Origin of the sequence: Nonlabens sp. SCSIO 43208 (assembly GCF_050703575.1) — a bacterium.
Taxonomy (GTDB): domain Bacteria; phylum Bacteroidota; class Bacteroidia; order Flavobacteriales; family Flavobacteriaceae; genus Nonlabens; species Nonlabens tegetincola.
In genome coordinates this window covers 2531316-2543805 of the sequence record NZ_CP065365.1, presented here as the reverse complement: position 1 = coordinate 2543805, position 12490 = coordinate 2531316, and the positions used below count along the sequence as shown (strand labels likewise).

The window sequence follows — 12490 nt, the reverse complement described above, 5'->3', positions numbered from 1 at the left end:
TATTATGAGACTTTTAAAACTAGTAGTGATACTACTGGCCTGTATTGTTTTGCAGGGATGTGGTGCCTACTTTAACCAGCCTTTAGATACTCAAGACGCTAGAATAGGTGAGACTACAAAAGTTACTGATCGCTTGCGTAATCTTCCACCACCTATCATACCAGCAGTTGTAGGAGTATATAAATTTGAAGACCAAACAGGACAATTTAAATTGAGTGAGGTAGGAAGTACTTTTAGTAACGCTGTTACTCAAGGAGGAACAACTATCCTAATTAAAGCTCTTGAAGATTCTGGATGGTTTAGACCTATCGAGAGAGAAAATCTTACCAATCTAATTACAGAACGTAATTTGATACTAGATACTCGTCGCTCTTATGCCAAGCAAAGCAACACTCAAATGAAGGACTTGGATCCTTTATTATATGCAGGGATCTTAATTGAAGGTGGTATTGTATCGTATGACACTAACGTTCTCACCGGTGGCGCAGGAGCTAGATACTTTGGCGCTGGTGGTTCAACAAAATACCGCCAGGATCGAGTAACTGTTTATTTGAGAGCAGTTTCAACTAAAAGTGGTGAAATATTAAAAACCGTATATGTTTCAAAAACTATTTTCTCACAAGCAGTTGATGCTAGTCTTTTTAGATATGTGAGTTTTCAAAGATTGCTAGAGGCAGAAACTGGTTTTACTAGAAATGAACCAGGACAGCTTGCTATTAAAGAAGCCATTGAAAAGGCAGTAGAATCTTTGATTATAGAAGGTATAACTGTAAACCTATGGTCGCCTGCTGGTGGTCAAGAAGTTGCTACAGCCATGGTTCGTAAGTACAATAAAGAGAAAGAAGTGGCAGAGCGTACTGATGTGTATCAACGTGATCTACTACAACGACGTAGTAAATTAAGAATTGATTTGGGCGCTGGTGGAACTTACATGCAAGGTGATTTACCCAATGCCGATTATGAACACCATTTTAATGTAGGTCTTAAATATAACTTTAACCCATACCTAGGTGTGCGTGGAAATCTTAGTCAGTTGCGATTAAACAACGAGGGCTTGTTTAATGAACAATTTCACACCGCTGATTTAAATGCCGAAGTTACCTTACTACCTTTTGAATCTTTTACTCCACATGTTTATGGTGGAGCAGGAGTTTTGGCTGTAAATGGAATTTCAAATTTTGAACCTAAACTACAAGTAGGAGCAGGCTTTGAATATGCCTTAACTCCTAGTTTTGGAATTCAAGCTTTTGGTGAATATAACATGACATTTACCGACGAGCTCGATGGAACCGTGGCAGGTAAACGAGATGATAACTATTATAGAGTAGGAATAGGTCTCAATTTTTATCTAGGAGATAATCAAGCGAAACAAAACAATCTTACTAAACAACAACGTAAAGCTAGACGCCGTCAAAAACGTAGTGAGCGCAAGCAATTGAGAGAAAGTTTGAAAAAAGCTAAAGAATTAGATGCGCTTTCTCGTCCTGCTCAAAAAGATGATAACTCAAACGAATCTACTAACTCAAACTAAACAATCATGAAATACACAACATACATTCTGCTAGGACTGCTACTCATGTTGATGGGTTGTAGTGAAGATACTATCGAGATTAATGGTAAAGGGATTATTAAAGGTAGGGTAGTAGAGGATATCACTTTTTTACCACTTGAAAATGTAAAAATATCAACTAATCCACAAACCAATGTCGTTTTTACCGACGTAGATGGGAATTTTGAAATAGAGGTTGAAGAAGGACAATATGCTGTACAAGCCCAAAAGGATGATTTCTTAGCATCATTTGAAAGCGCCGATGTCTTTACGGGAGAAACCGTAGAACTTGTTTATGAACTTAAACCATCAACAGCAAACAATCAACCACCAGCTACACCGTCATTGGTTGCTCCGGTGGATAATGCCGTTGATCAACCCTTTGAACTTACGCTAGAATGGAGTTCCGTCGATCCTGATGAGGACGAATTAAAATTTACAGTTTTACTTAGAAACAGCAGGGATAATACGGTAGAGACTTTTGAAGATATTACCGAGGAAACACTAGACGTGCAAGTAGCATTTAATACTACCTATTTTTGGCAAGTAATTGCAAATGATGAAATCAATACACCTGTAAACAGTCCGGTATTTACTTTTTCAACTGCAGACTTTCCATTAAACAGATTCCATTTCGTAAGAAAGTCAGGTTCTAACAATCAAATTTTTAGTGCCGATGGCGATGGAGTAGAAATAGCGCTTACTGATGCCACCACTAATTCTTGGAGACCACGAATCAATCGTACCGCAAATAAGATAGCTTTTTTACGAAATGTGGGTGCTCAAATCCACGTATTTACCATGGATCCAGACGGCAATAACCAGCAACAAATAACTAGTCAAATACCAGTTTCAGGATTTAATCCTGATGAAATAGACATCACTTGGTCAGATGATGGTTCCTTGATTTATTATCCTGTACAAGATCGATTGTACAGCATTCAATTAGATGGAACAGGATTAACACAAGTACATCAAACGACGGGTAATCTAATTACCGAAGTTGATTTTAACAACGGTATTCTAGCGGTAAAGACTAATAATTTATCCGGCTATAACTGCGAGATTTATACTATTGATACTGTAGGTAATGTGCTCGATGTGGTTTTAACTGGAGTGACTGGAGCTGTAGGTGGTATTGATCTAAGTGCCGATAATTCTCAAATTTTATACACACGTGACGCTAGTGGATTTGAAAACCAGCAGTATCGCAGGCTAGATGTTAATGCTTACGTCTACAATTTCAATACCATGAATGAGGTTAATGTGAGCTTTAATAAGGATCCAGGGACCAATGATTTGGACGTTCGTTTTTCACCGACTGAGGCTTCCATAATTGTGTATAATCAAGACAACGATGGTATCACACCAGGTAAAGTACAAACACTTGCCATATTAGTGCCTGATACACGTGAAGATGAATTCACAAATGCAATGATGCCAGACTGGAAATAACATTATCTCAAAAATGGGAATAGCTGTCCTTTATCCTGTACATTGTGCGTAACAATGTCGTTTAAACTGTCCCTGAGCAAGATAGTTTATAGGATATCTGAATAGGATACTTACGCAACTTCACTATTTTTAAACGGCTATTCCCTAGGGATAATATATAAAAAAAATAATGCCTGAGAAGAGTATAGGGAAACTCTTCATCAGGCATCTTTCATTCTAAATATCTATAAACCGTTATGTTTTAGACGACACAAATATACAGGTGAAAGGTTTATTTATTGGATTAATTACATAATATTTAGCATTTGTTCAGTAAATAGTGTATTTCATCGATGTAATTTGTAATTAGAATTTAAAAAATGTGTTAAGGTTAAATTATTCAGTGGTTTTTAATTTTCAATCAACCTTAATTACATGTTAATGTCATCCTTTATAATTTCGGCTGCGAGTATCTTTATGCTATGAATGCATTTAATATTCCTCAAAGCAATCACCCTAGAGTCATTATAGTAGGTGGTGGTTTTGGTGGTGTTACGCTTTCGCGAAAGCTAACAAAGCTCCAACTTCAAGTGGTACTTATAGATCAAAATAATTACCACACCTTTCAACCCTTATTGTATCAGGTCGCCACTAGCGGTTTAGAACCTGATAGTATTGCATTCCCTTTACGAGGAATTACGGACAATCAGGAGAATTTCTTTTTTAGAATGGCACAGGTTACTCAGGTTGTTCCCGAAAAGAATGAAATTGAAACTAATATCGGAAAATTACAATTTGATTACTTGATTCTTGCCACAGGTACCAAGACCAATTATTTCAATAATCAACAAATAGAAAATTCTAGTATGGGAATGAAAAGCGTGGTTGAATCGCTTAACATACGTAGTACCATGCTCAAAAATTTTGAAAAGGCAACTATTACAGCTAGTGAAAAGGAGCGTAAAAAATTAATGCGTATTGTAATATCTGGCGCTGGACCTACTGGAGTAGAACTTGCTGGTGCTTTTGCCGAATTTAAAAAAGGAGTAGTTCCCAAGGATTATCCCGATATTAATCCTGAAAACATGGAAATACACCTCATCGATGGGTCAGATAGGGTATTGTCTAGTATGAGCGAGGCGTCTAGTAAGAAGTCTTTAAAATATCTCGAAAAATTAGGTGTCAATATTCATTTGAATACCTTGGTTAAGAATTATGAAGATGATGTCATCTCTACAAATACGGATCTTAATCTAGAAGCATCCACCTTTATCTGGAGTGCTGGTGTTATTGGAAATCACATTCCTGGTATTAAAGAAGATTCCTTTCATGAGAAAACACAACGTTATCGAGTAGATGAATATAACCGTATCATGGGTTACGAATCTATTTATGCTGTTGGTGATATCGCATTAATGGAAACGGATGACTATCCCAAAGGTCATCCACAAGTTGCGCAGCCAGCTATACAACAAGGGAAAAATCTTGCCAAAAACTTTAAAAGGCTACTCAGGGAAAAACCCCTTAAACCTTTTTCATACTTTGATAAAGGAAGCATGGCTACCATAGGGCGTAATAAAGCCGTTGCCGATGTACGATCATTTACGATTGGCGGTTTTGCTGCTTGGTTCACATGGTTGGCAGTACACCTTTATTTTTTGGTAGGTGTTAGAAATCGAGTGGTTGTTTTTCTTAATTGGATTTATAACTATTTCAACTTTGATCGTGCTGCACGTCTTATCTTACAACCAGAGCGATCCAAAGCGGCTCCTAAGAATTAAAACAACCAGCTGCGGTCCCAAACTATTCCTAGATTGATAATAAATTCATACCTACTAGTTGAGGTATTTTGTTCAAATATTTGAGCATCGTTGGTGCTAGCTAATCTACGTGCTTCAAATCTTAAAAACGAATAGTTGGTAGGCTTGTACTCGGTCGATAGCGTTATTCCATAAACTGATAATCCTTCATCCACTGTTAGTTGAGAAGGAACGATTCCCGATATGAATCCATTTTGATCTTTAAATAATTCTATTCGGCTTGTATAACTCCATTTGTTATTTTGTTGAAATTTTGCAGTAAGTAAAGCATTGTACATCCAGGCGGTTTTTCCCGTTTCTAATTCACTATTGGTTTGAGAACCTATATCAAATCCAGCTGTCAACCACCATCTTTCAGAAAATTGGGTGTTTAAATAGGCGTTGTGGTAGGTTCTGTATCGAGAAACAGGATCATCAAGAGTAGCTTCTTGTCCAAAAATATTGGTATAAGTGATGCTTGTACGGTCATTAAAGGCATAGGTAAGTAATGCTCCAACGCTGAGCTCGTCATTCTCGTCAACAAATTGGTTATACCCATTCAAAACCCATAATTCGGCATACCAATTTTCATTGAATTGATTTGAAAGTTTAGCTCCTGCTTGATAAAAGGGTTCATTAAACGTAGCTACAGCTGTAGAAGCCGTCCAATTGTTTTTTGGTAGAAAACTTTCTGTTCCTATATGGGTAGTAAAAAAACCTGCATCCAGCCATAGTGTTTTGAACAACCTTAAGCCAACTGTTGCAGTTTGTACTTCATTAAAGTCATCGGACCAGGTTGCTTTTGCGATATCACCATAATGCAGGGTAAGGCTAGCTCGTACGTCCTTTGATTCATACAGAGCACCTAATTGCGCTATATTCAAACCTATTTGATTATTCCTGTTGGACGTGGTCGTAAAGGATCTAAAACCATCATGGCTACCGTTTGGGACATTGGAATAGTAGGTATCCAAGTAAAAGTCTACAGTAAGTTTCTTTTCAATGGTTTCTTCTTGGCTTCTACCGGTAAAGATTCCAGTAAAAACACAAAAAAGAACGAATAGTGTATTCGATAAATTCATAATACAAAAGTCAACAGCCTTGGACTTATAATTTTGGTAAATAGGAAGAATTTAACTTAAAGTTACTGCATATAATAAGAAATTTGCCAAGTATTAAAATCCATCATGGGCCACTTTTTTAAAACCTTAAATCAGAAATACCAAAGATTTAAGTTAGGACTAAGTCCGCAGCGCAATTTATTTTACGGTTTTTTCACCTACATTATCACAGGTTGCTTGTTATTATGTTTGCCTTGGTTTCAAAAACAGGACGTATCTTTTTTGGATAATCTATTTATAGCCACCAGTGCGGTTTCTACTACAGGTCTGGTTACTGTAAGTGTATTTGACTCTTATAACTTTTTCGGTCAATTCGTGGTAATGTCCTTATTCCAATTAGGTGGTATAGGTTATTTGACATTCACCACTTTTATGTTACTCTCAACGACGAGAAAAATAACACACTGGCATAAAAGATTACTTAGCTGTGAGTTTACATTACCGACTACGATACGCATCAAGGATTTCTTAAAATCGGTAATTTTATTCACCGTGATTATGGAATTGATAGGAGCAATCTTGTTTTTTATTGCTTTTTATCATGATGGGATGCCATTCTGGGAAGCAGTTTGGAACGCTATATTTCACAGTATAAGTGCTTTTTGTACAGCAGGATTTAGTTTGTTCAATAGTGGTTTTACCGAATACGTTGACGACGGATTTATAAACTTCATTATTTCGTTTTTAGCGATCGCTGGATCATTAGGATTTATTGTTGTAACCGATTTAGTGTTATACCTAAAAGACAAGACTCACAAACTGAGCTTTACTACCAAAATCATTTTTATAGGTTTTGCTTTCCTATTAAGTACAGGATTTATGTTTATGTATTTTTTAGAACCTAGTGTTACTACTTTAATGGGATCTGAACGTATTTATGCGGCTTTCTTTCAAACCATGTCTGCCATGACTACAGTAGGATTCAACACAGTTGACTACGGTATATTTTCTCTTCCTATTGTTTTGGTCACTATCTTCTTGATGTATGTAGGAGCATCTCCATCTGGAACTGCTGGTGGAATGAAAATTACCACACTTACGGCTGTTTTTGCTATTATGAAAAGCAGGCTACAAGGAGCAAGAGAAATAACCTTTTTGGGACGTAAAATACCTTTTGAACGATTGTATATAGCTACCTCTTCCTTTATATTTTATACATCACTCATCTTTCTATTTACCTTATTGCTATCTTTTACAGAAGATTTCTCTTTTGAAAAAATACTGTTTGAGGTAAGCTCTGCATTGGGAACTGTCGGACTTAGTATGGGAATTACTGGTGATTTAACGGCTTGGGGAAAAGCTATCCTTATTGTATTAATGTTTATCGGTAGACTAGGAGTACTCACTTTTGGATTGGCGATTTGGTCCAAACAAAAGCATCAAAAACAGGTCGCAGTTTTAGAGGATGATTTGGCAGTGTAAGTAGTTACTTTCAAACCACTTCGACAACTGGTTGATAATTCCCTACAAACTGTAAATCAGTGTATTAGGTATTTATTTTTAACAATGTTTTAAGACTTCTTCTGTGGCTGTAATGGCTGTGATAATTATTCTTGCAGCCTTATTTCATTCTACTATTTCATTCTATTATGTACCGTTTACTTTTAATTATTTGTTTTTTTATAAGTTCCATTTCTTTAGCTCAGGTAGGAATTAACACCAATTCTCCTAGTCCTTCAACTTACCTAGATATTCAAGGAACTGATGCCGGTGTGCTATTACCTAGAGTAGCCTTAACTGGTAGCGGTGATACAACCACCATCTCGCACGGAAATGTTGAAGGATTAATAGTTTATAATACCGCTACGGTAAGTGATGTAACACCAGGTTTTTATTACTGGAATGGTACTGCTTGGTTAAGGTTCCAAACTTTGGCACCGGTACAAACTGGAGTGATGATGCGTAATTTTACCGCAACGGGAATAGGCGGCACCGGTACCGTTTTCAATTTTCCTAACCAGCTTTTTAATACTATTACAGGTGCCAGCTTTAATGGAAATCAAATAACCTTACCTACAGGATTGTACATTATAGAATCTGATTTGCGATTAAACTCCAACAATACTATTGATTGGAATGTACGATTAAACGGCACACAGGTTACTACAGGAGCATCTGGATCTGCAAATCCAGCTGGATTCAATACCAATGCCAGTACGATCAAACAAATAAGCATTGTTCATATTACCGCAGCTACTGGTGAAATTGATTTTATAGTAACTAATGGTTCGGGTGCCACGATCTTAAATGGTCAAACTCACGTTCTCATTAAAAAGATAGGCTAGTAGCCTAGTATCAATTTATGTTCTCATATTTGGCGCGAGCAGCTAGTAAGGTGCTGAAATAACGCACACCGTATTCAATAACCGATTCGTCAACTTGAAAAATGGGTGTATGAGGCATGGCAATTATGTTTTGTTCCAAATTAGAAGCACCCATAAAAAAATAAGTTCCTGGAATTTCTTCTTGAAACAAAGCAAAATCATCGCTACGTCCACCAGGAAAACTTCCAGAAAGCTCTGTGAGTGCATCCTCATAATGATTAGACAGGAATTGCATGGCTTCTTTAGTGGTTTCCGGATGGTTTTTAATCACGTAAGAAACCGGTTCAATGCGGTGGTACTCATATACATCTTGCAAAGCTCCATGCTTAAATAAAGAATCCATCTTTTGACGACCTTGTTCCAGTTCTTCCGCGTTGCTAAAACTAATGTAGGCACTCAAAGTGGTGCTATCTTGTAGTTTTTGCACTTTCACCGGACTTTCTAAATAGGTATAATTCTTATAAATACTAGAACTACCTACGATACCAATATTAGCATCTTCAAAAGAACTATCAGTACCAAAACGTTCATCAGTCACATTTTGTAATTGCTTAAAGTAGGAAGTAGCCGCATTAATTTTGCTAGTATCTTGAGTATGTAAACCCAAAACGATTTTCTTGTAATGGGCATAAATCTCATTGGGTTTAACGGCCACTGTACCTACAGGAAACGGAGTCATATGCAAGGTATAGAACTCATCAGGTTGAATTACTTCTAGCAAGCCATCTTCTAGCATGGCCTTTGCTCCAGTAATAGTTTCTTCGGCAGGTTGAAAAACGAAATAATACGTTCCAACTAATTGCTCTTTGTGCAAGCTCAAATTTTTAGCAATTCCCAAAGCAATGGTAGTATGCACATCGTGGCCACAAATATGTCTTAAACCTGGATTTTTAGACGCAAAAGCTACTGGATCATCTTCAAACTCTGTCGCAAGTGCGTCAATGTCGGCGCGCCAGGCTATTTTCTTACCAGGCTTGCCCGTATCTAAAATACCAACCACACCATAACCACCTATATTCTCATGAACTTCTAGTTCTAACTCCTTGAGGTAATCAGCTACAAGATTTGCGGTTCGTTTTTCATTACCAGCTAGTTCAGGATATTGATGTAAATCTCTACGTATTTCTACCAGTTCATTGAACATTTCTTGTGAAGAGGTAGTCATATCCTCAAACAACAATTCTGTATCGTTTTTAGTCGGTTTGCAAGACAACAGCACACTCATTGTCAATAAGGTTAGTACGTATTTCATGGTCTGGTATTTCAGGTAGTTACTCAAAGGTAGTAAAATAGCTGGGACCTTAAGAATATTGCTAATTGGATAATATGTCGTTGTACCTACTAGCTGCATTTTGAACTTTGAATGCAATTCTACGTCTCAATCTTTTAGGAGAAAGAACCTCGAGACTATCACCAAAACCTAATAACAATCTATCCAGCTCAAAATTTGTATGCACCTTGATGCTATAGGTAGACCAACCATTCTTATCCTTTTCTATAAAACGTTGCGAACTGTGAAAGGGTTTCGTTTCTACATAAGGAGCATTTTTTGAATCTACTTTAAAAATAATGGTTTTTAAATTGCGATTATCCAGTACAGTAACTCCTATCGTGTCTTTGTAATACTCCTCAATATTTATATCACTAGGTGAGTATTCAATACTGAAATCATAATCAATTCCCAGTATTCTATCCAGCGCTAGCGTGATCAATTTATTGCTTTTATTGGACTTCACAATAAGAAACCAGCGGTTGTTATATTCTTTTAAAAAATAAGGATGACAAGTTATTATGGATGGTGCGATTGCTGTAAAACTTTGATAAAACACTTCGATCACCACTTGTTTTTGAATAGCATGGTACAGTTCGTCCAGTAATTCCAGACCTTTTAATTTGGTGTTCTGTTCTAGATGAATAATGGCATTTTTATGATGCCGCTCAGTATGGATACGATCTTCAAGCTTATTGAACAAACCGCTAAGTTCTTGAAATAAGCTAAAATCTTTAAACTGTCGCAGCATATCCATGGTTTCAGATAAAATACCCATATCATTTTGTGACAGCGGTATTTTTGTAATAGAATAATTAGGATCGGTATACCGGTAATACTTGCGATCATATACCTCGATAGGAGCTTGGTATCCCAGTTTTTCGCTACGCATCATTTGTATATCCAATTGTATGGTACGTTTGCTCACATTGATATCCCTACCTTCAAATTCATACAACGCATCGCTACAGGCAGCTATCAAATCTTGTAAAGTCCAGTTGCGCATGCTATTCTGCAAGCACTTATCTATTGTTTTATAGCGAATTAACGCATTTTTATTAACAGCCATTTTCCCTAGTTTATTTTGAAATTGTAGGTTTTAATTCCGCTTTCGCGAAAGCGGAATCACCATAAATTCATACATAAATACAATAAAATTCTAACTACGCAAAAACATTGCGCAGTAGGAATTAAATATTTGTAATGTCAAAAGGGAAAGGGTATTGTGGTTAGATCCTTTCTTGTGGTAACTGCGCCACCATGGGACGTGGCGCAGTTTAATATCAAAAATAAAGAAAATGAAAACAATTACTGGAAAAGACATACGCGATCTAGGATTCCCACCGGGAAGATGGTATAAAGTAGCGATGGAACATATTAATAAACACCAACTATCACAAGAACAAATGTTGGAATATTTGGAGCAGTTTAGATTGCCCGATGCTCAGGATTTACATGAGACTCCAGTTTCATTTAAACTAAATATTGCAGCGCAAAACGAGCTAGAGCAGGAAAATGTAAATCAAGTAAAGGCTACTATGGAACAAGTCATGCGCACGCCTACTGTGGTAAATGGTGCGGTAATGCCTGATGCTTGTCCAGCAGGACCAGTAGGTACTATTCCTGTAGGTGGCGTGGTAGCTACTAGAAATGCCATACATCCTGGTATGCATAGTGCCGATATATGTTGCTCGGTCATGCTAACTGATTTTGGAAATGCTAATCCTAAAACGGTGCTAGATGCAGCACACCAGATCACGCATTTTGGTCCAGGTGGAAGACCTAGAGGACAGCAATTTTCTCTTACACAAGAAGTAGAAGAGTTGTTTAAAAACAATTGGTTCTTAAACGATGATGTCACCATGTCCATTGCTCAAGAACATTTAGGAACTCAAGGTGACGGTAATCACTTTCTATTTGTTGGAAAATCGGCAGCGACTGGTAATACAATGATGATCACGCACCACGGTTCACGTGGTCCAGGTGCGCGCTTGTATAAGAAAGGGATGAATGTGGCCGAACGTTTTAGACAATTATTGTCGCCACAAACCCTAAAGCAAAATGCCTGGATTCCTTTTGATACCGATGAAGGACAAGAATACTGGAAAGCGCTTCAAGCTATACGCGCCTGGACTAAGCTTAACCATGAGATTATTCACGAGCAAACCGCTCTAGAAGCCAATTATCAAGTAGAAAACAGGTTTTGGAACGAACATAATTTTGTTTTTAAGGATGAAGACATTTTTTACCACGCCAAAGGTGCTACACCGCTGGATCAAAAATTTATGCCTGATATTACTGGTCCTAGGTTAATACCTTTAAACATGTCAGAACCTGTTTTGATTGTTGAAGGAGCGACTACCAGTGGTAATTTAGGATTTGCACCGCATGGCGCAGGTCGTAATATGAGTCGTTCACAGCACAAGCGTAACCTGGCAGAACGTAGTGATTTGGATATTTTTAAAGAAGAAACAGCAGGACTAGATGTTCGTTTTTTCAGTAAAGAGATTGATATTTCAGAATTACCTAGTGCTTATAAAAAAGCGGCTACGGTACGCTATCAAATGCAAGAGTATGGTTTGGGAACAGTTATAGACGAGGTCATGCCATACGGTTGTATCATGGCAGGTGACTGGCAAAAAAATGCACCTTGGCGCAAGAGAAAACGTAAAAAGCGTAGGAAATAATTCCTAGTATGTCATTAAAGAGTAAAGAACGTTAAAAGTTTTTTGCTCTTTTTTTTATCCAACATCACATCACATGTTAACCAATGTCCATATTAAATTCACTAAAAACCAAACACTACACATTAGTTAAAAAACCAGTTTTTTTCTATCTTCACAGTCCCCTAAATCGCTGCGTTTTCTTACTCAAAAGAAAATGAGTGGTTTAGGGTGTTTTTATGTTTAATCATAACGAGATTACATAGAGTAATCACTCGTTGTGACCTAAATAAAACCCTATTATCGTGTTGAGAAATTCTTTTTTGAATA

9 protein-coding genes are annotated in these 12490 nt (G+C 37.1%); 6 read left to right on the top strand and 3 right to left on the bottom strand.

What is annotated here, in order from left to right:
- Positions 1-4 precede the first annotated feature (4 nt).
- From I5168_RS11645 to I5168_RS11635, 3 genes are all read left to right on the top strand, one after another.
- Positions 5-1531 (top strand): CsgG/HfaB family protein, encoded by a 1527-nt coding sequence (locus tag I5168_RS11645; RefSeq protein WP_431471874.1) that lies wholly within the window; start codon positions 5-7, stop codon positions 1529-1531.
- A 6-nt stretch (positions 1532-1537) separates the two neighbouring features.
- Positions 1538-3004 carry a hypothetical protein gene (locus tag I5168_RS11640; protein ID WP_338349787.1) on the top strand — a complete coding sequence of 489 codons (1467 nt, stop codon included), beginning with the start codon at positions 1538-1540 and terminating at the stop codon, positions 3002-3004.
- Between the two features lie 461 nt (positions 3005-3465).
- The gene (locus I5168_RS11635; protein WP_431471873.1) at positions 3466-4764 is read left to right on the top strand and encodes an NAD(P)/FAD-dependent oxidoreductase; all 1299 of its coding nucleotides are present in this window, start codon (positions 3466-3468) and stop codon (positions 4762-4764) included.
- Here I5168_RS11635 and I5168_RS11630 read toward each other — a convergent pair.
- Positions 4761-5864, bottom strand: a complete 1104-nt coding sequence (locus tag I5168_RS11630) for an outer membrane beta-barrel protein (RefSeq protein WP_431471872.1) — start codon at positions 5862-5864, stop codon at positions 4761-4763. The genes I5168_RS11635 and I5168_RS11630 overlap by 4 nt on opposite strands.
- A gap of 105 nt (positions 5865-5969) precedes the next feature.
- Here I5168_RS11630 and I5168_RS11625 point away from each other — a divergent pair, with 105 nt between their 5' ends.
- Together I5168_RS11625 and I5168_RS11620 are read left to right on the top strand one after the other, a co-directional pair.
- Positions 5970-7325 carry a TrkH family potassium uptake protein gene (locus tag I5168_RS11625; RefSeq protein WP_431471871.1) on the top strand — a complete coding sequence of 452 codons (1356 nt, stop codon included), beginning with the start codon at positions 5970-5972 and terminating at the stop codon, positions 7323-7325.
- A 167-nt stretch (positions 7326-7492) separates the two neighbouring features.
- Positions 7493-8188, top strand: a complete 696-nt coding sequence (locus I5168_RS11620; protein ID WP_431471870.1) for a hypothetical protein — start codon at positions 7493-7495, stop codon at positions 8186-8188.
- A gap of 10 nt (positions 8189-8198) precedes the next feature.
- Here the strand turns inward: I5168_RS11620 and I5168_RS11615 are convergent, their stop codons facing one another.
- Together I5168_RS11615 and I5168_RS11610 are read right to left on the bottom strand one after the other, a co-directional pair.
- Positions 8199-9479: a M20 metallopeptidase family protein gene (locus I5168_RS11615; protein ID WP_431471869.1), complete on the bottom strand. Its 1281-nt coding sequence runs from the start codon at positions 9477-9479 to the stop codon at positions 8199-8201.
- A gap of 61 nt (positions 9480-9540) precedes the next feature.
- Entirely contained in the window at positions 9541-10566 is a 1026-nt protein-coding gene (locus tag I5168_RS11610; RefSeq protein ID WP_338351345.1) for a helix-turn-helix transcriptional regulator, read from the bottom strand.
- 229 nt (positions 10567-10795) lie between these two features.
- Between I5168_RS11610 and I5168_RS11605 the strand changes: the two genes are divergently transcribed.
- Complete coding sequence (locus I5168_RS11605; protein WP_431471868.1) at positions 10796-12184, top strand: RtcB family protein; 1389 nt, start codon at positions 10796-10798, stop codon at positions 12182-12184.
- Positions 12185-12490 lie beyond the last annotated feature (306 nt).